Origin of the sequence: Novosphingobium sp. SL115, assembly GCF_026672515.1 — a bacterium.
Lineage (GTDB): Bacteria > Pseudomonadota > Alphaproteobacteria > Sphingomonadales > Sphingomonadaceae > Novosphingobium.
Genome location: NZ_JAPPRG010000002.1, coordinates 2976158 through 2998142, shown reverse-complemented (window position 1 = coordinate 2998142; position 21985 = coordinate 2976158). Strand labels below are relative to the sequence as shown.

34 protein-coding genes are annotated in these 21985 nt (G+C 60.1%); 28 read left to right on the top strand and 6 right to left on the bottom strand.

From position 1 onward, the window contains the following. Nucleotides 1-9 precede the first annotated feature (9 nt). Nucleotides 10-381 (bottom strand): hypothetical protein, encoded by a 372-nt coding sequence (locus tag OVA07_RS16060; RefSeq protein ID WP_268172535.1) that lies wholly within the window; start codon nucleotides 379-381, stop codon nucleotides 10-12. Between the two features lie 207 nt (nucleotides 382-588). Here OVA07_RS16060 and OVA07_RS16055 point away from each other — a divergent pair, with 207 nt between their 5' ends. Together OVA07_RS16055 and OVA07_RS16050 are read left to right on the top strand one after the other, a co-directional pair. Next, entirely contained in the window at nucleotides 589-990 is a 402-nt protein-coding gene (locus tag OVA07_RS16055; protein ID WP_268172534.1) for a protocatechuate 4,5-dioxygenase subunit alpha, read from the top strand. Then, the gene (locus OVA07_RS16050) at nucleotides 987-1832 is read left to right on the top strand and encodes a class III extradiol dioxygenase family protein (RefSeq protein WP_268172533.1); all 846 of its coding nucleotides are present in this window, start codon (nucleotides 987-989) and stop codon (nucleotides 1830-1832) included. The genes OVA07_RS16055 and OVA07_RS16050 overlap by 4 nt, the downstream gene beginning before the upstream one ends. A gap of 59 nt (nucleotides 1833-1891) precedes the next feature. Here OVA07_RS16050 and OVA07_RS16045 read toward each other — a convergent pair whose 3' ends face one another. Beyond that, nucleotides 1892-2518, bottom strand: coding sequence for a response regulator (locus OVA07_RS16045; protein ID WP_268172532.1), 627 nt, complete (start codon nucleotides 2516-2518; stop codon nucleotides 1892-1894). Next, nucleotides 2515-4164, bottom strand: a complete 1650-nt coding sequence (locus OVA07_RS16040; RefSeq protein WP_268172531.1) for a sensor histidine kinase — start codon at nucleotides 4162-4164, stop codon at nucleotides 2515-2517. Before OVA07_RS16040 ends, OVA07_RS16045 begins: the two co-directional genes overlap by 4 nt. Nucleotides 4165-4407: 243 nt before the next feature. On the opposite strand from OVA07_RS16040, the gene OVA07_RS16035 reads away from it, so the two are divergent. From OVA07_RS16035 to OVA07_RS16020, 4 genes are all read left to right on the top strand, one after another. Next, nucleotides 4408-4965, top strand: coding sequence for a helix-turn-helix transcriptional regulator (locus OVA07_RS16035; protein WP_268172530.1), 558 nt, complete (start codon nucleotides 4408-4410; stop codon nucleotides 4963-4965). Between the two features lie 130 nt (nucleotides 4966-5095). Next, nucleotides 5096-5464 (top strand): hypothetical protein, encoded by a 369-nt coding sequence (locus tag OVA07_RS16030; protein WP_268172529.1) that lies wholly within the window; start codon nucleotides 5096-5098, stop codon nucleotides 5462-5464. 51 nt (nucleotides 5465-5515) lie between these two features. Beyond that, nucleotides 5516-5962, top strand: coding sequence for a hypothetical protein (locus tag OVA07_RS16025; RefSeq protein WP_268172528.1), 447 nt, complete (start codon nucleotides 5516-5518; stop codon nucleotides 5960-5962). A gap of 169 nt (nucleotides 5963-6131) precedes the next feature. Beyond that, entirely contained in the window at nucleotides 6132-6647 is a 516-nt protein-coding gene (locus OVA07_RS16020; protein WP_268172527.1) for a winged helix DNA-binding protein, read from the top strand. Nucleotides 6648-6770: 123 nt separating this feature from the next. On the opposite strand, the gene OVA07_RS16015 is transcribed toward OVA07_RS16020, so the two are convergent. The 3 genes from OVA07_RS16015 to OVA07_RS16005 form a co-directional block, all read right to left on the bottom strand. Continuing rightward, the gene (locus tag OVA07_RS16015; protein ID WP_268172526.1) at nucleotides 6771-7442 is read right to left on the bottom strand and encodes an energy transducer TonB; all 672 of its coding nucleotides are present in this window, start codon (nucleotides 7440-7442) and stop codon (nucleotides 6771-6773) included. Nucleotides 7443-7710: 268 nt separating this feature from the next. Continuing rightward, nucleotides 7711-7965: a hypothetical protein gene (locus OVA07_RS16010; protein ID WP_268172525.1), complete on the bottom strand. Its 255-nt coding sequence runs from the start codon at nucleotides 7963-7965 to the stop codon at nucleotides 7711-7713. Nucleotides 7966-8311: 346 nt separating this feature from the next. Further along, nucleotides 8312-8653, bottom strand: a complete 342-nt coding sequence (locus OVA07_RS16005; RefSeq protein WP_268172524.1) for a hypothetical protein — start codon at nucleotides 8651-8653, stop codon at nucleotides 8312-8314. Nucleotides 8654-8959: 306 nt separating this feature from the next. On the opposite strand from OVA07_RS16005, the gene rpsL reads away from it, so the two are divergent. The 22 genes from rpsL (at nucleotide 8960) to rplR (ending at nucleotide 21985) form a co-directional block, all read left to right on the top strand. After that, nucleotides 8960-9331 (top strand): 30S ribosomal protein S12, encoded by a 372-nt coding sequence (gene rpsL, locus OVA07_RS16000; RefSeq protein WP_011444902.1) that lies wholly within the window; start codon nucleotides 8960-8962, stop codon nucleotides 9329-9331. A gap of 131 nt (nucleotides 9332-9462) precedes the next feature. After that, the gene (rpsG, locus tag OVA07_RS15995; protein WP_039334380.1) at nucleotides 9463-9933 is read left to right on the top strand and encodes a 30S ribosomal protein S7; all 471 of its coding nucleotides are present in this window, start codon (nucleotides 9463-9465) and stop codon (nucleotides 9931-9933) included. A 120-nt stretch (nucleotides 9934-10053) separates the two neighbouring features. Continuing rightward, nucleotides 10054-12126: an elongation factor G gene (gene fusA / locus OVA07_RS15990; RefSeq protein WP_268172523.1), complete on the top strand. Its 2073-nt coding sequence runs from the start codon at nucleotides 10054-10056 to the stop codon at nucleotides 12124-12126. A 92-nt stretch (nucleotides 12127-12218) separates the two neighbouring features. Then, nucleotides 12219-13409 (top strand): elongation factor Tu, encoded by a 1191-nt coding sequence (tuf, locus tag OVA07_RS15985; RefSeq protein WP_268172522.1) that lies wholly within the window; start codon nucleotides 12219-12221, stop codon nucleotides 13407-13409. A 170-nt stretch (nucleotides 13410-13579) separates the two neighbouring features. After that, the gene (gene rpsJ, locus OVA07_RS15980; protein ID WP_055917998.1) at nucleotides 13580-13891 is read left to right on the top strand and encodes a 30S ribosomal protein S10; all 312 of its coding nucleotides are present in this window, start codon (nucleotides 13580-13582) and stop codon (nucleotides 13889-13891) included. A gap of 261 nt (nucleotides 13892-14152) precedes the next feature. Beyond that, nucleotides 14153-14911 carry a 50S ribosomal protein L3 gene (gene rplC / locus OVA07_RS15975; RefSeq protein ID WP_268172521.1) on the top strand — a complete coding sequence of 253 codons (759 nt, stop codon included), beginning with the start codon at nucleotides 14153-14155 and terminating at the stop codon, nucleotides 14909-14911. Nucleotides 14912-14914: 3 nt separating this feature from the next. Continuing rightward, entirely contained in the window at nucleotides 14915-15538 is a 624-nt protein-coding gene (gene rplD, locus OVA07_RS15970) for a 50S ribosomal protein L4 (RefSeq protein WP_268172520.1), read from the top strand. Next, nucleotides 15531-15833 (top strand): 50S ribosomal protein L23, encoded by a 303-nt coding sequence (locus tag OVA07_RS15965; protein WP_268172519.1) that lies wholly within the window; start codon nucleotides 15531-15533, stop codon nucleotides 15831-15833. Before rplD ends, OVA07_RS15965 begins: the two co-directional genes overlap by 8 nt. Before the next feature lie 9 nt (nucleotides 15834-15842). After that, nucleotides 15843-16679: a 50S ribosomal protein L2 gene (rplB, locus tag OVA07_RS15960; protein WP_268172518.1), complete on the top strand. Its 837-nt coding sequence runs from the start codon at nucleotides 15843-15845 to the stop codon at nucleotides 16677-16679. Between the two features lie 6 nt (nucleotides 16680-16685). Further along, nucleotides 16686-16964, top strand: coding sequence for a 30S ribosomal protein S19 (gene rpsS, locus OVA07_RS15955; RefSeq protein WP_268172517.1), 279 nt, complete (start codon nucleotides 16686-16688; stop codon nucleotides 16962-16964). Beyond that, nucleotides 16964-17350 carry a 50S ribosomal protein L22 gene (rplV, locus tag OVA07_RS15950; RefSeq protein WP_268172516.1) on the top strand — a complete coding sequence of 129 codons (387 nt, stop codon included), beginning with the start codon at nucleotides 16964-16966 and terminating at the stop codon, nucleotides 17348-17350. The genes rpsS and rplV overlap by 1 nt, the downstream gene beginning before the upstream one ends. 1 nt (nucleotide 17351) lies before the next feature. After that, nucleotides 17352-18047 (top strand): 30S ribosomal protein S3, encoded by a 696-nt coding sequence (gene rpsC / locus OVA07_RS15945; RefSeq protein ID WP_268172515.1) that lies wholly within the window; start codon nucleotides 17352-17354, stop codon nucleotides 18045-18047. A 21-nt stretch (nucleotides 18048-18068) separates the two neighbouring features. Further along, complete coding sequence (rplP, locus tag OVA07_RS15940) at nucleotides 18069-18503, top strand: 50S ribosomal protein L16 (protein WP_231470141.1); 435 nt, start codon at nucleotides 18069-18071, stop codon at nucleotides 18501-18503. Nucleotides 18504-18515: 12 nt separating this feature from the next. Then, nucleotides 18516-18719 carry a 50S ribosomal protein L29 gene (gene rpmC, locus OVA07_RS15935; protein ID WP_268172513.1) on the top strand — a complete coding sequence of 68 codons (204 nt, stop codon included), beginning with the start codon at nucleotides 18516-18518 and terminating at the stop codon, nucleotides 18717-18719. A gap of 10 nt (nucleotides 18720-18729) precedes the next feature. Next, a complete protein-coding gene (gene rpsQ, locus OVA07_RS15930) occupies nucleotides 18730-18999 on the top strand; it encodes a 30S ribosomal protein S17 (RefSeq protein ID WP_183611279.1) in 270 nt (89 codons plus the stop codon). A 104-nt stretch (nucleotides 19000-19103) separates the two neighbouring features. Then, complete coding sequence (rplN, locus tag OVA07_RS15925) at nucleotides 19104-19472, top strand: 50S ribosomal protein L14 (RefSeq protein WP_268172511.1); 369 nt, start codon at nucleotides 19104-19106, stop codon at nucleotides 19470-19472. Beyond that, the gene (gene rplX / locus OVA07_RS15920; RefSeq protein WP_268172510.1) at nucleotides 19472-19789 is read left to right on the top strand and encodes a 50S ribosomal protein L24; all 318 of its coding nucleotides are present in this window, start codon (nucleotides 19472-19474) and stop codon (nucleotides 19787-19789) included. Before rplN ends, rplX begins: the two co-directional genes overlap by 1 nt. After that, the gene (gene rplE / locus OVA07_RS15915; RefSeq protein ID WP_268172508.1) at nucleotides 19782-20363 is read left to right on the top strand and encodes a 50S ribosomal protein L5; all 582 of its coding nucleotides are present in this window, start codon (nucleotides 19782-19784) and stop codon (nucleotides 20361-20363) included. Before rplX ends, rplE begins: the two co-directional genes overlap by 8 nt. 27 nt (nucleotides 20364-20390) lie before the next feature. Next, entirely contained in the window at nucleotides 20391-20696 is a 306-nt protein-coding gene (rpsN, locus tag OVA07_RS15910) for a 30S ribosomal protein S14 (protein WP_268172506.1), read from the top strand. A gap of 10 nt (nucleotides 20697-20706) precedes the next feature. Then, on the top strand, nucleotides 20707-21102 hold the full coding sequence (rpsH, locus tag OVA07_RS15905) for a 30S ribosomal protein S8 (protein WP_268172505.1): 396 nt from the start codon (nucleotides 20707-20709) through the stop codon (nucleotides 21100-21102). Continuing rightward, a complete protein-coding gene (gene rplF, locus OVA07_RS15900) occupies nucleotides 21102-21635 on the top strand; it encodes a 50S ribosomal protein L6 (RefSeq protein ID WP_268172504.1) in 534 nt (177 codons plus the stop codon). Before rpsH ends, rplF begins: the two co-directional genes overlap by 1 nt. Further along, nucleotides 21635-21985 carry a 50S ribosomal protein L18 gene (rplR, locus tag OVA07_RS15895; protein ID WP_268172502.1) on the top strand — a complete coding sequence of 117 codons (351 nt, stop codon included), beginning with the start codon at nucleotides 21635-21637 and terminating at the stop codon, nucleotides 21983-21985. Before rplF ends, rplR begins: the two co-directional genes overlap by 1 nt.

Below are 21985 nucleotides of genomic sequence, written 5' to 3'. Positions count from 1 at the left end.
AGCTTCTTTTCAGGCCGCTTCAGGCAGGATGATCCGACCCGGTGGCGCCAGTCGCAACGCATCGGCCATTTCGATCACGTCGGCCACGGCACGCGCCTCGTCGGGCGTCAGTCCTTCAAACCCTGGCAGAAATGCCCGGCAGGTTTGCAAAAGGTTGGAGGGCGAACGCTCCAGCTCTGACCGATACTGATCGAGCGTGCGGCAACCGTCGATTTCGCTCCATGCCATGCCGGTCGGGGCAGGGCGTTCATGATAAGCCCACAGCGCCTGAATGGCGCGCTCCACCGCAATTCTGGCCTGTTCGACCACAGCATCGCCCGATGCTCTGGCTTTCAGCCGCTGACGATAGCGGCGCTGACGTTCTGCATTGCTAAGTGGCATGGCGATTTGTTTACGCTCTTCCGGCCTTGTGCGACATTCCGTTACGTTACCTATGTCTTACATATGATTACCGTTATAAATCCAGCGCTGATGGCGCCAGTTTGATCGCAAATTGATTCCGATCAAGGTCAATATTGTATGTGTTGCATATGAATATCCCGGTCCGGGCTGCCCATATGGTCGCTTGCCCGGTTGGGAGATGCAGACATGAACCCACATCCGGTCCCTGATGCGGCCGTGCAGACAGCGCAGGCGCTGCGGCGTTCGATTCCGCTGTTCGATGGTGGCCTTGCCACCCGCGGCTTCGAACTTAACGCCATGTGCTTTTCCTTCAACGATAAGGTCAACCGCGACGCATTCGTTGCCGATGAAGACGCTTATTGCGCGCGCTTCAACCTGACCGCCGATCAGCGCAAGGCCGTGGCCGACCGGGATGTTCTGGCCATGCTCGATGCGGGCGGCAACGTCTATTACCTTGCCAAGCTGGCCGGAATATTCGGCCTTGGCGTGCAGGATCTGGGCGCGCTGCAAACCGGTCTGTCGGTTAATGAATTCAAGGCCATGCTGGTCAAATGGGCCGATAAGATTCCGCATAAGGAGAATGCATGATGGCCCAGATCATCGGCGGCTATTTCACGAGCCATGTCCCCGGCATCGGCGGCGCAATCATGCGCGGCGATCAGGAAACGCCTTATTGGAAGCCGTTCTTCGACGGCTATCCGCCCATCCGCCACTGGCTGGCAGAGGCCAAACCCGATGTCGCGGTGGTCTTCTCCAATGACCACGGGTTGAACTTTTTCCTCGACAAAATGCCTACTTTCGCAGTGGGCGCTGCCCCTTTCTATGACAACGCCGACGAAGGCTGGGGCCTGCCGGTCTACAAAAGCTTTACCGGCCATCCAGACCTGTCATGGCATGTAATTGATAGCTTGGTGCGCGATGAATTTGACATCACCACCTGCCAGAAGATGCTCGTGGATCATGCGGTGTCGATCCCGTTCGAACTGGTTTATCCCGATGCGCCGATATGGCCGGTCAAGCTGATCCCGATTTCTATCAACACTGTGCAATATCCGTTGCCCAGCCCCAAACGCTGCCTTGCGCTGGGCCGGGCAGTGCATCGTGCGCTGCAATCGTGGGAAGGGGCAGAACGCATCCTGATCTGCGGCACCGGCGGCCTTTCGCACCAGCTTGACGGTCCGCGCGCCGGGTTCATGAACCCTGAATACGATCAGTTCTGCCTTGATAACCTTGCCGCCAATCCCGATGCGCTCACCGGACCGACGGCGGAGGAAGTGGCCGAACTTGCAGGCACGCAAGGCGTCGAAATCCTCAACTGGATTGCCGCGCGCGGTGCGATGGGTGATGTGCCGCTGACCGAAATCAGCCGCAACTACCACATCCCCATCAGCAACACTGCCGCCGCCAGCCTGCTATTGGAACCGTCCTGATCCAAACTTCCCCAGCCTCTCCCGTCTGTGGGAGAGGCTGGGGAAGTCTTGTTCAGACGTTACCCATCCTGGTCATTCACCGCCAGCAGAGCCAGTTCGGTGCGGTTGTCAATGGACAGTTTCTGATAGATCGCGTGGAGGTAAACCTTCACCGTGCCTTCGCCGATGTTCAGTTCCGTGCCGATGTCGCGATTGCGCATTCCGCGTGCCACCAGCGCGGCAATCTTGCGTTCGCGCGGGTTCAGGCGGGCTAGCGGGCCTTGCGCATCGGGGCGCAGGGACAGGTCCAGCGCGCGCTGCAGGAATGCCGGTGCGATTGCTTTCTCGCCACTGCTGACCTTTTCCAGAACCTCGATCAGTTCTTCTTCTGCACCGTCTTTTGATACGATGCCTTCCACACCCGCACGCATCACGGCCAGCAACTGGCGGTCGCTGATTTCTGCAGTCAGTAGCGCCACCGGGCGCGTGTCGCCCCGCTGGCGCAGCGCTTCCAGTGCCTGCACGCCGTTCATGCCGGGCATGTTGATGTCCAGCAGTACTATCGCCGGGTCATGGGTGCGGATTGCATCCAGCGTTTCCTCGCCGCTGGCGGTTGCGGCTACCACCGAAAAACGGCTGCCGCGCAGCACTGCTTCCACACCGGCGCGGATAAAGCCGTGATCGTCGGCAACAAGAACGGTCGTCATTCAAAATCTCCGGATCGAAGGGCTATTCGCAGGTCGGTGCCGGCGTCGCTGGTATGGATATGCATCGTTCCCCCCAGTGCGTCCACGCGCTCAGCTATGGATCGGGGGCGCGGTGCGTGGGATATTGCGGGAAACCCGGTGCCGTCATCGTGGATGCCCAGTTGCAACTGACCATCTGCGGCAGCGAGTGAAACGGTGACGCGGCGGCATTTGCCATGGCGCACCGCATTGGCCACACCTTCGCGCACCAACTGACGGATTTCGTGTGAAAGCGTCACGGAAACCGGCAGTGGCCCGTCGGGCAGCAGAAGCCGCGTTTCAATGTGCCAGTGCGCGCCCGCTTCGGCCATCAGGTCTTGCAGTTCATCGGCAATTTCGGTGTGGCGGTCCGTGTCTTTGCCTTTTCGCAAATTGTCGATCAGTTGCCGCAACTGGCCCTGTTCACGGCGCAGCGCGCTTTTGATCGCGTCAATTTCAGGTTCGGGATCGTTGCCTTCACGGCTCCAGCGACGCAGCGCCTCCAGCCGGAACAGTGTGCCGGCAAGGAACTGTGCAACACTGTCATGCAGATCGCGGGCAAGCGCGTGCCTTACACCGGCTTCGGCTGCGTTGCGGGCCAGCACGGCCATTTCCTCACGGTCGAGCGCGTTACCGATCTGTCTGGCCAGTGATCCGGCTACCGGCAAGCTGTCGGTGCTGGGCATCTTCATGTCCCATACGAGCAGTTGCCCGCTACCGATGGCGCTTTCCACCGGAGCTATCACGCCCTCGTCCACGCCCAGAAATGCGGCCAACCCCGACGGCGCGACCCCTTTAGCGGCCACGATTTCGTCGTTGAGCAGGAACAGCGCACGGGCTTTGTCCTGCTGAAACAGGCGGATCGGCTGCTGTCTGGTCAGGTCGCCTGCATATTTTGCCGGTCCGCGCAGGACGGTTGCCGTGCCATTCGCGTTGGACTGCCACAATTCAACCCAAGGTTCTTCGCTGGGGGCAATAGCCAGCGCCACTTTGCCTGCGCCCAGCATTGATGAAACCTGTTGCAGCAACCAGCCAATCAGGCGAGCGCGCCGCTCGCTTATTTTTTCGGTTCCCAGCAGTGCGGGCGGTTCGGCAAGCAGCAGCGGGCGGCCACCGCCGCGCGAAACGCTCAACCATATCAGGATTCCGGACAGCAGCAGCATGTAGAAAATCCGGCGGACCAGCCGGAAAGGGGTAATTTCAAGTTGGGCATAATGCAGCACTGCCGCCAGCGCGAGATTGGCGGCCAGTAACAGCAATGCGGTTATAACCGTGGCCTTCCAGTTCCAGCGTACCATTGCTGAAATTAGCAGGAATGCCGCCAGCGCCAGAAACGGGCTTTGGAATTCGGAAAACGGACTTTCGGTAAGGTATATCGCGGTCACGAACATGGCGATGTCCACGCCTTGCGCGATGGGGGCCAGGCGATAGTCGAACCACCAGCTTTTTGCTGCCACCACGATCAAAGCGGTGGCCCAGAACAAATATATTGCGATCAACAGGTTGGTCACGTGTGTTTCGCGCATCGAAACAGCCGGGTCGATCCACAGCGCAAACAGAAAGGCCACGGCCAGCACGCCGCGACCGACCGCGATGATCCTGCTTGTCTGGCCTGTTAACCTTTTCACCCCGTCACTCCGAATCGGTCATGGGCCATCGTGCGCGAATCAATTGCGCGAATCACTGCCTGTCACTGTGTGTCAGGGACGTAAAATGGGCACGAAACAACCGAACCTGTGCAAATTTGGTATGAGATACCTTAGATCGCCTCACCAAAGCCGCATTGGAAAAGGTGGCGAATTGATGCAAGTTAACGACTTGACTGTTAACTCTGATATACGGGTTGGCAGCGTCCGGGGTGCAAGAAATAAATGATGGTTGAAACGGATCTGATTGCCAATCCGCTGCTGGAGCTGACGGCCAAGCAACGCGAAGTCCTTGACCTTCTTATCCAGCATAAGACGTCAAAGGAAATATCGCGCGATCTTGGCATATCGCCGCACACGGTCGACCAGCGCATCATGCTGGCGCGAGGCAAGCTTAACGTGGCGTCGCGCAGCGAAGTGGCACAGGCCTACAGGCGGCTGCTGGAGATATACGAACAACCCGTATATGAACTTTCCCATGTAGGATTTCCGCCACTTCCCGGTGCAGAACGGCATCGGGAAATCGTGGATGCCTCCCCTGCCGAGACAGGCTTTGAACCGCCGGTGCAACCTGCACCCGGGATCAACGGGACGGAATTTGTCGCTTCGCTTGGCGGAGTGGACGGGGGCAGCTACCACCACGTTCTCCCGGAGATATTCGACGGGCCGAATGGCACCTTGATGCGGTTGGGGTATATGGCCGCAATCACGGTGTTCCTGATCCTGATCGTGCTGGGGGGGTTGAGCATGTTTGCGCAACTATCCACTATGCTGGATCGCTGATCGGGGTTTGACGCCAACTGGCGGTTGGCACGGCGGACATCTCCTTTCGTCAAATCGGACGGTGGGCGCGGGGGCGTCTCTGTCCTTGAAGAAGGGGCCTGCTGCGGCAACGCGGCAGGAGGGAGCAAAGATGAACACCACCAACAACATCGCCAGCATCGCAGCAACCATGACCGGCAATCACGAAATCCGCATCACTCGTGACCTGCACGAAGCCGAAGCTGCCATCGACGAAGCGCTGATCCGTCAGGCAACGCTGTTGGCCACCATGGTTCGTGCCCGCCGCGAAACCAGCGTTGGTCCGTTCACCGGACAGGAAGCGCTGCTGCGCCTTGCCGCCAGCCAGAAGGCCATGCTGGATGCCAGCGGCGAAATGGCCCGCGTCCATGGCAAGCTGATCGACGTTGGCCGCGAAATGGGTTCGATCCTGGTTGACGATTGCCCGCCCACCGGCCGCGCCGAACCTGCCGCACCACTCACTGTCGTCCGCGCGGCCTGACCGGCTGCATCATCTCAAGCGTGAATCCGTTTCTGTGACTGGTGCCAACACATGATGATGATCTGGGCGTTACGTATTGCGATCGCTGCGGTTCTGATCTTTGCTTTCCGCAAGGGTGGCGAACCGGAACGCATGATCGCCTTCGTAATCGCCACAGCCGCCGGGCTTGACGGCCTTAACCATGCTCTTTTCGGTGATCCTGCATTTTTCGCGGTGAATCCGGGGCATCTCGTGATCGATACCTGGGCAATGATCGCCATGGTGTGGGTTGCGCTGAGGGCCAATCGTGGCTGGCCGTTGTGGGCCAGTTCGGCACAGATCATTATCCTGCTTGGTCACTTTGCCAAGATCGTGGACCTCTCGCTTGTGCGCTACGGCTACTTTGCCATGACTCAGCTCCCGACCAACATTCAGGTCGTCGCGTTGTTCCTTGGCACCGCTGCGCACGTCCGCCGGGAGGAAAGGATCGGCCGCTACCATTCGTGGCGCCTGGCCTGAAGCCACCGATCCAGCGCAAGGCTGGCTCAAGACTACCGGACTGACCGGCCGGATTTGTCTTCACCGACAGTTCCGAGGCTGCCGCAGCATGGGCAAGGGAAATGCCCTCCAGACGTCCGCAGGTATCATCACGGAAACCGGATCGCCTGTTTTCCGGGGAGCTAATCACATGACCGTCCGTTCCATGCGCGCCACTACGCTGAACGCCACCTCGTCCACTGCATGTCGCCGGGTTGAAACTCGCCTTGTCGATGCCGCCGGCGAACCCGGTCTGGCTGCGACGCTCGCCCGCCACACCGCGCTTGCCCGTGAAGTCTATGCCGAACGGCGGCGACGGCACAAATTCCTGCCAGCAGATCTGTTTGGTGAACCAACGTGGGACATCCTGCTCGACCTTTACATCGCCGCTCGCGAAGACCGCCGCGTGCCCACCACCAGTGCCTGCATCGGTGCGCACGTTCCGCCAACCACGGCGCTGCGATGGCTGCGCATCCTTGAAGCGCGCGATTTGGTTGAACGCGAAGACGACGGCCGCGATGGCCGCCGCACGTTCGTCCGGCTTACCGCGCAGGGCCTTGCTGCGATGGATAAGAGCCTCGCCAGCCTCGACAAGAATTTCACTCGCATTTTCGACCGTTCTGCATTCGATGCCGAAGCATCCGTTGTCGGCTTGGCCTCTGCTTAAGACTTTCCGCTGCTTTGCCAGCGTTGTTCAAGTTTCCTGGGAAGGCCGGGCGGATTGCACCCCCCGCCCGGCCGACTCCCTCATCGGCAGACCGAGCCATAGTAGCGGCCTGCCAAGATCGCTTCAGGGCAGAACCCAGCGTACTGCGCCCGAATAATTGCCTGTGGAGGGCATGCCATCGCTGCCCAGCGCAGGAATGAAGCGCGCTCTTGCCGTCACTTTGGCGCATGTTGCCGTATCCAGATCGGCTGAACCGCTCGATCCAGTAACCTCACATCCGGCAACGCGGCCATCCACGCCAACCGTCACGCGGAATCGCGTCACGCCCTCGCGCTCTTCACGGATCGCGGCAGAGGGGTAATCGCGGTCAGACACCCATGATCCTGGCGCGGATCTGGGCGCTGCTGCGCGAACCGCAAATGTCGGGGAAGGGGAGGGGCGCGGTTGCACCAGCGGGCCAGTATCAGCCGGCGCGATTGGCGGTACAATCACTTCGCGGATCGCCACCCCCGGATCAACCGGCGTCAGCGTGATTTCGCTGCGCGGAGCCACCAGTTTTGTTTCCGGTGTCCGCGTATCGCGCGGGATTTCTGGCGGGATTACTTCAGGCGGTGCAATCGGGGTGATCTTCACCTCTGGCTGCCATTGTTGCGCAACCAGTGTATTACGCACGATATTCACCACGCCGCCGGCAAATCCCGATGCAATCGCCCAGACCGCCACGCCATGCAGCAATCCCACTGCAGCCAGCGCCTGCACCTGCTTTTTGCCCGTGTTTTCGACCACGTAAGCCATAAGCAACACCTCTCCGTTTGCCGACGCCCCATCGAATGGCAGGCCGTCCCGGAAGAGGAAGCCCCGGATGCGAGGCTGTCGGTAACAACGGAAACTATCACCAGCGCAAAGTCCGCGCGACAAGAATCTCAATCAAAAAGATAGATATTGGTTCTGGCGATTCAGTTGGCAAACAACCTGAATACCAAACGGCGGGGCTTCCATTGAAACCCCGCCGCCTGCGTGCCGCTTTCTCCCATGACGCCTGGAGATAGCGGAAAGGATCAGGTTAGCGCCCCGTCCGGTCACCATCTTGGGTGCGGCCATCCTGCTTCTGGCGGTCATCGCCCTGCTGCTTCTGGCCACCGTCCTGCTGGTTCTGCTGGCCGCCTTGGTTGGCGCCGCCCTGTTGACCCTGCTGATTACGGTCGTTGTTGTTGTTCTGCATTGTCTCTCTCCACTTGTCGGCCTCAGGATAGGGCCATGTGGGAAGAACCGGCAGCTCTTCGACTCGTTCCTTCAACTCACGGATTTCAAAAGACATTCCATCGCATTCTTGGTCAGCTTTTTAGCGGACGGTTTCCCGCGCTTCGGCAATGGTTCTGGGGTTTCTGAAGCGCGTTTGTCCGTCCGTTCAGTTCAGCGTTGTGCTGCGGCCGGTTTGCTTCGGTGGCCACTGGGGCCAAAATCGGCATATATTTCATCGTGTCCTGCGCGCTGCCAGGATTCCGTCGTTCACCCCCACCGCATCGATCGGCGGGGCATTGCACCAGCTTCGGTTGAACAAATGCGCCCTGCCGCATTGAATGTCGTGGCAGGCATCCCGGTGGAATGGGTCGCCGCGCTGGCCAGCCCGCCGCCCAGCGAATGCCCGACTAGCTTTACGCTTTTCACGCCATCCCGCCCGACAGAATCGACAGAAAAGCGTCCAATCGCCTTTGAACGCGATGGTGTAATGGCCACTGCCAGCGGTGAACACCGCAGCGCGGAACGCGCTGTCTGTCAGGCATCATCTGGCGGGCGGCGATGAAGCCGAATTTCTTGCACTTCTTGCCCAGTACTGTCTGAGCGAACTCTGCTGCAAAGGTCAGCAGCAACAAGCGGTAATCATCACGGCCACGAATGCCCACAATGCCTGCATGAATGTGCGACCGGCGCGCAAATCGCGATGCCTCGCCCACGGTGGCTTGCACCTCCAGGGCGGCTAGTGTTGCTTCGGGCAGGTTCAGCAACGTTTTAGCATCCTGAACGCTCTGTCCTGCGCTCTGGCACCTTGACCGGACTGGCGAATCCAACTAAGGGCGCGCAATTCCGCGATCCCGGTTTCCGATTTCGTGGCTGAGCTGAACATTGCCGGTGCGTGCGGTCGGGTCATTCCTGCCACATAATCCGTCAAAGTAACCCGGCGCTTTCGTCCGGGTGGAGCGTTTCGGTTCGCAATGCACTGGCAGCGGGGTTTTGGCCTTGCATTCGCGCATTTGCGGGTTCCGCATCCTTCACCTTGCCGATTGGGTCACAACCAAGGTGAAGAGTACTTCATGCCCACTATCAATCAGCTGGTCCGTAAGGGCCGCGAACCGCAGAAGGCCAAGTCCAAGGTCCCTGCGATGGAGCAGAACCCGCAGAAGCGCGGCGTTTGCACCCGCGTTTACACGACCACCCCGAAGAAGCCGAACTCGGCTCTCCGCAAGGTTGCCAAGATCCGCCTGACCAACAGCCGCGAAGTCATTTCGTACATTCCGGGTGAAGGCCACAACCTGCAGGAGCACTCGGTTGTGCTCATCCGCGGTGGCCGCGTTCGCGATCTTCCCGGCGTTCGTTACCACGTCCTGCGTGGCGTGCTCGATACGCAGGGCGTCAAGGATCGCAAGCAGTCCCGCTCGAAGTACGGCGCCAAGCGTCCGAAGTAACAGCCTCGTCAGGCCGGCATCCCCGCGCAGGCGGGGGTATCAGTCGGCTTTGATTAGCGCTGGTTAGGTTCTCTGCTGCACGAGGTTTCCGCCTAAACGGGAGCGCAGCGGGAAATTGGAAGGAATTCAAGATGTCACGTCGTCGTCGTCCGGAAAAGCGGGTCATCCTGCCCGATCCGAAGTTCGGGGATCAGGTCCTGTCGAAGTTCATGAACAACCTCATGCTCGATGGTAAGAAGTCAGTGGCTGAAAGCATCGTTTACGGTGCGCTCGAAACCATGCAGACCCGTGCCAAGGCTGACCCGGTTCAGCTCTTCCATGATGCGCTCAACAACGTGCGCCCGCAGATCGAAGTGCGTTCGCGCCGCGTCGGCGGTGCCACCTATCAGGTTCCGGTTGAAGTCCGCCCTGAACGTGCGCAGGCTCTGGCAATCCGTTGGCTCATCACGGCTGCGCGCAACCGCAGCGAAACCACGATGGCTGCGCGTCTGTCGGCAGAACTGCTCGACGCCGCCAACAACCGTGGCAACGCGGTGAAGAAGCGCGAAGACACCCACCGCATGGCCGACGCCAACCGCGCGTTCAGCCACTACCGCTGGTAAGGTTTGCGTTTGTCCTCCCGTCCTGAGCCTGGCGAAGGGCGGGTGGTCTTCAAACGGTCACATACGTAACCATATGGGCGGAGCCTATCCGGCTCCCCCATACTCCCAAGGAAACGCATCATGGCACGCAGCCATCCGCTCGAGCGCTACCGTAACTTCGGCATCATGGCGCACATCGACGCCGGCAAGACGACGACGACCGAGCGCATCCTTTACTACACCGGCAAGTCCTACAAGATCGGCGAAGTCCACGACGGCGCCGCCACCATGGACTGGATGGAGCAGGAACAGGAGCGCGGCATCACGATTACGTCGGCCGCCACGACCTGCTTCTGGAACGACCACCGCCTGAACATCATCGACACCCCCGGCCACGTCGACTTCACCATCGAAGTCGAACGCTCGCTGCGCGTGCTCGACGGTGCCGTGGCTGCGTTTGACGGCGTTGCCGGCGTTGAGCCGCAGTCGGAAACCGTGTGGCGTCAGGCTGACAAGTACAACGTCCCGCGCATGTGCTTCATCAACAAGCTCGACCGCACCGGTGCGAACTTCAAGTATTGCGTCCAGACGATCATCGACCGCCTCGGCGCAACCCCTGCCGTTCTCTATCTGCCCATTGGCGCAGAAAGCGACTTCAAGGGCCTGGTCGATCTGGTCGAACAGCGCGCGATCATCTGGAAGGATGAATCGCTGGGCGCGGAATTCTTCTACGAAGAAATCCCTGCCGACATGGCCGACGAAGCCTCGCTGTACCGCTCGCAGCTTATCGAACTTGCCGTCGAGCAGGACGATGAGGCGATGGAAGCCTACCTCGAAGGCAATGAGCCTGACGTCGCAACGCTCAAGGCGCTGATCCGCAAGGGCACGTTGGGCCAGGCTTTTGTGCCTGTGCTGTGTGGTTCGGCGTTCAAGAACAAGGGCGTTCAGGCCCTGCTCGACGCCGTGGTCGACTACCTGCCTTCGCCGCTCGACATCGAAGACGTTCAGGGTGTCAACCCCGACACCGACGAACCCGATACCCGCGCGACGTCTGACGAAGCGCCGTTCTCGGCACTGGCGTTCAAGATCATGAACGACCCGTTCGTCGGCTCCTTGACCTTCACCCGCATCTACTCAGGCACGCTCGTCAAGGGCAGCTACCTGAACTCGGTGAAGAACAAGAAGGAGAAGGTCGGCCGCATGCTGCTGATGCACTCCAACAACCGCGAAGACATCGAAACCGCCTATGCTGGCGATATCGTTGCGCTGGCCGGTCTGAAGGAAACGACCACAGGCGACACCCTGTGTTCGGAAAAGCAGCCGATCATCCTCGAACGCATGGAATTCCCCGAACCGGTTATCGAACTGTCGGTGGAGCCCAAGACCAAGGCCGACCAGGAAAAGATGGGCATCGCGCTCAACCGTCTCTCGGCCGAAGATCCTTCGTTCCGCGTTTCGACCGATCACGAATCGGGCCAGACGATCATCAAGGGCATGGGTGAACTTCACCTTGAAATCCTTGTCGATCGCATGAAGCGCGAATTCAAGGTCGAGGCCAACGTCGGTGCGCCGCAGGTGGCCTATCGCGAATACCTCGCCAAGCCGATCGATCTTGACCATACCCACAAGAAGCAGTCGGGCGGCACGGGCCAGTTCGGCCGCGTCAAGGTCAAGGTCACGCCGGGCGAACGTGGTTCGGGCTTCGTCTTCAAGGACGAAATCAAGGGCGGTAACATTCCGAAGGAATACATCCCCGCGATTGAAAAGGGCTTCCGTGAAACTGCGGCTACCGGTTCGCTGATCGGCTTCCCGATCATCGACTTCGAAGTCCTGCTCTATGACGGTGCCTATCACGACGTCGACTCGTCGGCTCTGGCTTTCGAAATCTGTGCTCGCGGCGCCATGCGCGAAGCGGCCCAGAAGTCGGGGATCAAGCTGCTCGAACCGATCATGAAGGTCGAAGTCATCACGCCGGACGAATATCTCGGCGACGTGATCGGCGACATCAACTCGCGTCGTGGCCAGATTCAGGGCACGGACAGCCGGGGCAACGCCCAGGCAGTTGTCGCGATGGTGCCGCTGGCGAACATGTTCGGCTACGTGAACCAGCTTCGTTCGTTCACGCAGGGTCGCGCAAACTACTCGATGTTCTTCGATCACTATGACGAGGTTCCGGCTAACGTCGCGACCGAGCTTAAGGCGAAGCTTGCATAAGAGCACGGATAGCATTAGGGGCGGCGCTCGATTCAGCGGGTGCCGTCTATTTCCCGCAGTATCTGCACACTTGAGAACAGAAGGTTTGAACAATGGCTAAGGCTAAGTTTGAGCGGAACAAGCCGCACTGCAACATCGGCACCATCGGTCACGTCGACCACGGCAAGACCACGCTGACCGCCGCAATCACCAAGGTCCTCGCCGAAACCGGCGGCGCGACGTTCACGGACTACGCGAACATCGACAAGGCTCCTGAAGAGCGCGAACGCGGCATCACCATCTCGACCGCACACGTCGAGTATGAAACCGCCAACCGTCACTATGCTCACGTCGACTGCCCCGGTCACGCTGACTATGTGAAGAACATGATCACCGGTGCTGCCCAGATGGACGGCGCGATCCTGGTTGTGAACGCTGCTGACGGCCCGATGCCGCAGACCCGCGAACACATCCTGCTCGCTCGCCAGGTCGGCGTGCCTGCACTGGTCGTGTACATGAACAAGGTCGACCAGGTTGACGACGAGGAAATCCTCGAACTCGTCGAACTGGAAGTTCGCGAACTGCTGTCGTCGTATGACTTCCCGGGCGATGACATTCCTATCGTCAAGGGTTCGGCTCTGGCCGCTCTTGAAGGCCGTGACGACGCAATCGGTCGCGATTCGATCAACGCCCTGATGGCTGCTGTTGACGACTACATCCCGCAGCCGCCGCGCCCGACCGACAAGCCCTTCCTGATGCCCGTCGAAGACGTGTTCTCGATTTCGGGTCGTGGTACGGTTGTGACCGGCCGTATCGAAACCGGCATCGTCAAGGTTGGTGAAGAAGTCGAAATCATCGGCCTCAAGGACACCGCCAAGACCACCGTTACCGGCGTTGAAATGTTCCGCAAGCTGCTCGATCAGGGTGAAGCTGGCGATAACGTCGGTGCGCTGATCCGTGGTATCAAGCGTGAAGAAGTTGAGCGTGGCCAGGTTCTCGCCAAGCCGGGTTCGGTTACGCCGCACACGGAATTCTCGGCAGAAGTCTATGTGCTGTCGAAGGATGAAGGTGGCCGTCACACGCCGTTCTTCGCCAACTACCGCCCGCAGTTCTACTTCCGCACCACTGACGTCACGGGTGAAGTTGTTCTTCCCGAAGGCACCGAAATGGTGATGCCGGGCGACAACCTGACTCTGTCGGTCAAGCTGATCGCTCCGATCGCGATGGATGAAGGTCTGCGCTTCGCAATTCGCGAAGGTGGCCGCACCGTCGGTTCGGGGGTTGTCAGCAAGATCACGAAGTAATATAGGCCGCGCATCGGCGGGGAGATTCGCTCTTCCCGCCGACCGGTTTTATACTTTTGATCGCTATTTGGCAGTCGGCCCGCTCTCCCCTGGCTTCATAAAAATGGGGCAGGGTAAGAGGGCAGGTCGACTGACTTTTTTGTTTCGCTCTTTCGCATCGGTAAACGGACATGGAAGCCCAGAACATCCGCATTCGCCTTAAGGCCTTCGATCATCGCGTTCTTGACCAGGCCACTGGAGAAATTGCGGACACCGCCCGCCGCACCGGCGCACTCATCCGGGGCCCCATTCCGCTCCCGACGCGCATCGAGAAGTTCACGGTGAACCGCGGGCCGCACGTTGACAAGAAGTCGCGTGAACAGTTCGAAGTTCGCACCTACAAGCGCCTGCTCGACATCGTGCAGCCCAATGCTGCCACTGTCGATGCGCTGATGAAGCTGGACCTCGCTGCCGGCGTTAACGTCGAAATCAAGCTCGCTTAAGCGGCGCTGATTTAACGACGCAAGTTTCGGATCATCTGATCCAAAATTCCTTCCGGTCCAAAAGCCGGTTTGGTGGATAAAAGTTTTCCGCCGCGACAAAGGGATACCTCCGGCGCCGTCCATCTGGACGCAGTCGGGAAAGCGTCCCCCGATCGCTTCCGTTTCCGCGGGAGCACTCAGCCCGGTCGGGGCATGCTTCATATACGGGCTGAACACGCCTGTCGGGATGGGCCCGGCAGGCCTCTGTGAGGAGTATGAATCATGCGCACCGGCGTGATTGCGAAGAAGGTGGGGATGACTCGCCTTTTCCAGGAAGATGGTCGGCACGTGCCGGTTACCGTCCTGTCGCTTGAAAATTGCCAGGTGGTTTCGGTTCGCACTGAAGACCGTGACGGTTACGTCGCGGTTCAGCTCGGTGCAGGTGAAGCCAAGCAAAAGAATGTTGCCAAGCCGCAGCGCGAACATTTTGCCAAGGCAGAAGTTCCGCTGAAGATGGAAGTCGCCGAGTTCCGCGTCGCTGACGATGCGCTGCTCGAAGTCGGCTCCACCATTGCTGCTTCGCACTTCGTTTCTGGTCAGTATGTCGACATTACCGGCAATACCCAGGGTAAGGGTTTCGCAGGCGCCATGAAGCGTTGGGGCTTCGGCGGTATGCGTGCAACCCATGGCGTTTCCATCTCGCACCGTGCACACGGTTCGACCGGTAACCGCCAGGACCCGGGCCGCGTCTTCAAGAACAAGAAGATGGCCGGTCACATGGGTGATCGCCAGCGTACCCAGCAGAACCTCGAAGTCGTCCGCACGGATGACGAGCGTGGGCTGATCTTTGTGAAGGGCTCGGTGCCCGGTTCGAAGAACGCCTGGCTGCTCGTGCGTGATGCCGTCAAGGTTTCGCGCCACGCTGAAGCGCCCTATCCCGCCGGCCTTAAGCAGGCCGCTAACAGCAATGACTCGGCAGCTGCCGACACCCCGGCGCAAGATGTCGCGGCTGTCGAAGCCACCGAAGGTCAGGAGGGCTAAGTCGTGAAGGTTCAGATCCTCAATCTCGACGGCTCTGTCGGCACGGGTGAAGTTGAGCTGTCGGAAGACGTGTTCGGCCTCGAACCGCGCGCAGACATCCTGCATCGCGTTGTCACTTGGCAGCTCGAAAACCGTCGTGGCACGGCCCGTAAGGCGCGTGAGCGTTCGGACGTTGCCCGCACCGGCAAGAAGTTCGGCAACCAGAAGGGCGGCGGTACGGCTCGTCATGGTGACCGTGCAGCCCCGATCTTCATCGGCGGCGGCAAGGCTCACGGGCCGCGCGTTCGCGATTTCAACCCTTCGCTGAACAAGAAGGTTCGCGCGCTCGGTCTGAAGATGGCGCTTTCTTCGAAGGCCAAGGCCGGTCTGGTGATCGTCGACACGCTCGACGTTGACGGCAAGACCAAGGCTCTGGTTGGCCAGCTCGCCAAGGCGAACTGGGGCAAGAAGGTGCTGGTGATCGACGGTGAAGCGGTGAACGACAACTTCGCTCGCGCTGCCCGCAACATCATCGGCGTCAACGTGCTCCCTGCCATCGGCGCCAATGTCTATGACATCCTGAAGCATGACACGCTGGTGCTGACGCGCTCTGCGGTCGAAAAGCTGGAGGCGCGCTTCAATGGCTAACGCAATCGACACGCGTCACTATGACGTGATCGTGGCTCCCCACATCACCGAAAAGGCGACGCTGCTCAGCGAGCATAACGCCGTGGTCTTCAAGGTTGCCGAAAAGGCAACCAAGCCGGAGATCAAGGCAGCGGTTGAAGCTCTGTTCAACGTCAAGGTCACCAAGGTGAACACCCTGACGCAGAAGGGCAAGACCAAGCGCTGGAAGGGCAAGCCCTACAAGCGCACCGACGTCAAGAAGGCTGTCGTGACCCTGGCCGAAGGCCAGTCGATCGACGTCACCAGCGGGATCTGAGGCTAGACCATGGCACTCAAGAGCTATAACCCGACCAGCCCCGCCCGCCGCGGCCTGGTCCTCGTCGACAAGTCGTCGCTTTGGAAGGGCAAGCCTGTCAAGGCTCTGACCGAAGGCAAGAGCAAGACCGGCGGCCGCAACAACAAGGGCCATGTGACTTCGCGCGGTATCGCGGGCGGTCACAAGCAGAAGTACCGCTATGTCGACTTCAAGCGTCGCAAGTGGGACATGCCCGCCACGGTTGAGCGTCTGGAATATGACCCCAACCGCACCGCGTTCATCGCGCTGGTAAAGTACGAGGACGGCGAACTCGCCTATATCCTCGCACCGCAGCGTCTCGCGGTTGGTGATCAGGTTATCGCCGGTGAAAAGACCGACGTGAAGCCGGGCAATGCTATGCTGCTGTCGCAGATGCCGGTCGGCACTATCATCCACAACGTGGAGATGAAGCCGGGCAAGGGCGGGCAGATCGCCCGTTCGGCAGGCACTTATGTCCAGCTCGTCGGTCGTGACCGCGGCATGGTCATCGTTCGCCTGAACTCTGGTGAACAGCGTTATCTGCGTGGCGATTGCATGGGCACCGTTGGCGCGGTTTCGAACCCCGACAACGCCAACCAGAACCTTGCGAAGGCCGGCCGTAATCGCTGGCTGGGCAAGCGTCCGCTGACGCGCGGTGTTGCAAAGAACCCGGTCGACCACCCGCACGGTGGTGGTGAAGGCCGCACTTCTGGTGGCCGTCATCCGGTTACGCCATGGGGCAAGCCGACCAAGGGCGCCCGCACCCGTCACAACAAGCAGACGGACAAGATGATCATCCGTTCGCGCCACGCGAAGAAGAAGAGGTAACACCCCATGGCACGTTCCGTCTGGAAGGGCCCCTTCGTCGACCTGCATCTCCTGAAGAAGGCGGAAGCCTCGCAGGATGCAGGGAGCCGCGCTGGTCCGATCAAGACTTGGTCGCGTCGTTCGACCATTATCCCGCAGTTCGTTGGTCTGACGTTCAACGTCTACAACGGACACAAGTTCATCCCCGTTGCTGTCTCGGAAGAGATGGTCGGCCACAAGCTTGGTGAATTTGCGCCCACGCGCACCTTCCCCGGCCACGCCGCTGACAAGAAGGGCAAGCGCTGATGAGCAAGCCTAAAGCACCCCGTCGCGTTGGCGATAAGGAAGCGCTGTCGGTCGGCACGCAGATCCGTGGTTCGGCCCAGAAGCTGAACCTCGTCGCTGCCCTGATCCGTGGCAAGTCGGCTGAAGATGCCATGAACATCCTTTCCTTCTCGAAGAAGGGGATGGCGGTTGATGCGCGCAAGGTACTCGCTTCGGCGATTGCCAATGCGGAAAACAACCATAACCTCGACGTCGACGCGCTGTATGTGACCGAAGCTTCGGTCGGCAAGTCGATCACGATGAAGCGCTTCCACACCCGTGGTCGTGGCAAGTCGACGCGCATCCTGAAGCCGTTCTCGCGTCTTCGGATCGTTGTCCGCGAAATCTCTGAAGACGGGGAGGCCTGACATGGGTCACAAGTCGAACCCGATTGGTCTGCGTCTGCAGATCAACCGCACCTGGGACAGCCGTTGGTACGCCGAAGGCCGTAACTATGCGCAGATGCTCAAGGAAGACCTTGGCATCCGCAAGTTCATCGTCGAAAACCTGCCGCAGGCAGCAATTTCGAAGGTGGTGATCGAGCGTCCTGCCAAGCTGTGCCGCGTGTCGATTTATGCCGCCCGTCCGGGCGTCATCATCGGCAAGAAGGGCGCCGACATCGAAAAGCTTCGCTCGAAGCTTGCGACGATGACCGGCAGCGATGTGAAGCTGAACATCGTCGAAATCCGCAAGCCGGAAATCGATTCGAAGCTCGTCGCTCAGGGCGTTGCTGACCAGCTGGTCCGTCGCGTTGCCTTCCGTCGCGCCATGAAGCGTGCGGTTCAGTCGGCGCTGCGTCTTGGAGCCGAAGGCATCAAGATCACCTGCGGCGGCCGTCTCGGCGGCGCTGAAATCGCTCGTGTTGAATGGTATCGCGAAGGCCGCGTTCCGCTCCACACGCTGCGCGCCAACATCGATTATGCCGAAGCCGAGGCGCACACCGCCTATGGCGTGATCGGCATCAAGGTCTGGATCTTCAAGGGGGAAATCCTTGGTCACGACCCGATGGCGCAGGATCGTCTGATGATGGAAGCGCAGACTTCCGGCGTCCGTCCGGCGCGCTGAGGCAGAAGGTAGAGAAGCACCATGCTGCAACCGAAGAAAACCAAGTTCCGCAAGACCTTCAAGGGCCGTATCCACGGCCTGGCCAAGGGCGGCACGGACCTGAACTTCGGCTCCTACGGCCTCAAGGCCATGGAACCGGAGCGCGTTACCGCTCGCCAGATCGAAGCGGCCCGTCGTGCGATTACGCGCCACATCCGCCGTCAGGGCCGTCTGTGGATCCGCGTGTTCCCGGACGTGCCGGTTTCGAAGAAGCCTGCTGAAGTCCGTCAGGGCAAGGGCAAGGGTTCGATCGAATACTGGGCTGCCCGCGTTAAGCCGGGTCGCATCCTGTTCGAACTGGATGGCGTGCCTGGTCCGCTGGCGGCAGAGGCTTTCAGCCGCGCCGCGATGAAGCTGCCGATCAAGACGAAGGTCGTCGCCCGCCTGGGTGACACTTCGCACCTTGGCGGCGAGTAAGGAGGAAAGACGATGGCCAAGTTCGAAGACCTTCGCGTCAAGAGCGATGACCAGCTTTCTGCTGATCTCGCCGAACTGAAGCGCGAACAGTTCAACCTGCGTTTCCAGTCGGCGACGAACCAGCTTGAGCGCCCTGCGCGCATCAAGGAAGTTCGCCGCGACATCGCGCGCATCAAGACGCTGCAGACTGAGCGTTCTCAGTCGGCCCAGGCGTAAGGAAGCCAATATGCCCAAGCGTATCCTGGTCGGAACCATTGTTTCCGACAAGACCGACAAGACCGTGGTCGTGAAGGTCGAGCGCAAGGTGAAGCACCCGCTTTACGGGAAAATCATCCGCCGCTCGAAGAAGTATCACGCCCACGACGAGGCGAATGCCTTCAAGACCGGCGAGACCGTGCGCATCGAAGAGACTGCGCCGATCTCGAAACTGAAGACGTGGAAGGTCATCGACCGCGTCCAGGCCGGCAAGGGCACCGCGATTGAAGCGGACGTCTGATGAAGTTTGGGGTTGCTATGCGGCGTAAGTCGTGTAGCGGCCCTGGCTACTGTTTTGGAACTGCCGGACTGGTTCCGGCAAGCCAGTGAGAAGGAACCGGATCAATGATCCAGATGCAATCCAATCTCGACGTGGCAGACAACAGCGGCGCAAAGCGCGTCCAGTGCATCAAGGTACTGGGTGGCTCGAAGCGTCGTTTTGCCAGCGTCGGCGACATCATCGTGGTGTCGGTCAAGGAAGCGCAGCCGCGCGCCCGCGTCAAAAAGGGCGACGTGCATCGTGCTGTGATCGTGCGCACGAAGAAGGACGTCCGTCGCGCTGACGGTTCTGTCATCCGCTTCGACGGCAATGCTGCCGTGCTCGTCGGCAAGAACGAAGAGCCCATCGGCACCCGTATCTTCGGCCCCGTGGTTCGCGAACTGCGCGCCAAGGGCTTCATGAAGATCATCTCGCTCGCTCCGGAGGTGCTGTAATGGCTGCCGCGAAGATCAAGAAGGGTGATACTGTCGTCGTTCGTTCGGGCAAGGACAAGGGCCGCACCGGCACCGTGCTCCAGGTCCTGCCGAAGGATGACAAGGTGGTTGTCGGTGGCGTGAACATCGCTGCCCGTCACCGCAAGCCCAGCCAGCAGAACCCGCAGGGCGGTATCGACCGCTTTGAAGCTCCGCTGCACATCTCCAAGGTTTCGGTTGCTGACAAGGATGGCAAGCCCACCCGCGTCCGCTTTGAAACCAAGGACGGCAAGAAGGTCCGTGTGGCCGTGAAGTCCGGGGAGGCCATCGATGGCTGACAAATATGTTGCGCGCCTGAAGGGCAAGTACGACGCTGAAATCGCTCAGGCGATGCAGGCGAAGTTCGGCTACGGCAACGCGCTCGAAATCCCGCGCATCGAAAAGATCACGCTCAACATGGGTGTGGGCGAAGCGAGCCAAGACAAGAAGAAGGTGACCACGGCTGCTGCGGAGATGGAACTCATCGCCGGTCAGAAGCCCGTCATCACCAAAGCGAAGAAGTCGATCGCACAGTTCAAGCTGCGCGAAGGCATGCCGATCGGATGCAAGGTCACCCTGCGCCGCGAACGCATGTATGAATTCCTCGACCGCCTTATCACCATCGCAATGCCCCGCATCCGCGACTTTCGTGGTCTGAACCCGAAGTCGTTCGATGGTCGTGGCAACTACGCGATGGGTCTGAAAGAGCAGATTATCTTCCCAGAGATCAGCTACGATCAGATCGACAAGGTGCGTGGGATGGACATCATCGTCACCACCACCGCAAAGACCGACGAGGAAGCTCGCGAACTGCTTCGGCTGTTCGGTTTCCCGTTCCCGCAGGATGCTGCTGAACAGCAGCAGGCTGCCTGAGCCAGTTCAAGGAAAGAGCTTAAGTCCATGGCGAAACTGAGTTCGATCAATAAGAACGAGAAGCGCAAGAAGCTCGTTCAGAAGTTTGCGGCAAAGTATGCCGCGCTCAAGGCCACGGCTGATGACCAGTCGCTCGAAGAAACCGAGCGTCTGATCGCACGCCTCAAGATGGCTGAACTGCCGCGCAATGCGAACCCTACCCGCGTTCGCAACCGCTGCAACACCACCGGCCGCCCGCGTGGCTACTACCGCAAGTTCGGCCTGTGCCGAATCGAGCTGCGCGATCTCGCCAACAAGGGGCTTATCCCCGGCGTGACCAAGTCGAGCTGGTAAGGATCATCCAATGGCATTGACCGACCCCCTGGGTGATATGCTCACCCGCATCCGCAACGGCCAGCAGGCAAAGAAGGACTCTGTCCTCTCGCCTGCTTCCAAGCTGCGTGCGCACGTGCTCGAAGTCCTTCAGCGTGAAGGCTATATCCGCGGCTTTTCGGAAGACACCACCGGTGCTCATCCGCAGCTGCGCATCGAGCTGAAGTACTTTGAAGGCCAGCCCGCGATCAAGCACGTTGCTCGCGTGTCCAAGCCTGGCCGTCGCGTTTACTCCGGTTCCAAGGAACTGCCGGTAATCCGCAACGGCCTCGGCATCACCATCGTCTCGACGCCGCGTGGCGTGCTTTCGGATGCCGAAGCGCGCGCTGCCAACGTCGGTGGCGAAGTGCTGGCGGAGGTGTTCTGATGAGCCGCATCGGCAAAAAGCCGGTGACGATCCCAAGTGGCGTCACTGCGAACATCGCTGACGGCCAGCTGACCGTGAAAGGCCCCAAGGGCACGCTCACGCTCACGCTCCGTGATGAAATCAGCTACACGGTGGAAGCGGACAGCATCCTCGTGAAGCCGGCCAACGACACCAAGCAGGCTCGTGCCTTCTGGGGTATGCAGCGCACGCTGGTGTCGAACCTGGTGACGGGTGTGACCGAAGGTTACACCAAGGTTCTGGAAATCACCGGCGTTGGCTATCGTGCTACGGCTCAGGGTGCAAACCTGAAGCTGCAGCTCGGCTACAGCCACGACGTCGATTTCCCGGTGCCTGAAGGCATCGAGGTCAAGACCCCGGATAACACCACGGTCCAGATCACTGGCATCGACAAGCAGAAGGTCGGCCAGGTTGCCGCCGAAATCCGTCGCTGGCGCAAGCCCGAACCCTACAAGGGCAAGGGCATCAAGTACCGCGGCGAGTTTATCTTCCGTAAGGAAGGGAAGAAGAAGTAATGGCAAAGCTGTCTCTCTTCGAACGCCGCCGCCGTCGCGTCCGTACTGCGCTCAAGGCGCGTTCGGGCGGCCGTCCTCGTCTGTCGATCCATCGTTCGGGTCGTCACATCTACGCCCAGATCATCGACGATGCGCAGGGCCGTACGCTTGCTGCTGCCTCGACGCTGCTCAAGGGCGAGAAGTCGATCGGTGCGAATGTCGATGCCGCCGTCAAGGTTGGCACCGAGATCGCCGAAAAGGCCAAGGCTGCCGGCATCACTACCGTCGTGTTCGATCGCGGCGGATTCCTGTTCCATGGCCGCGTCAAGGCGCTGGCTGACGCTGCCCGCGAAGGCGGCCTGGAGTTCTGA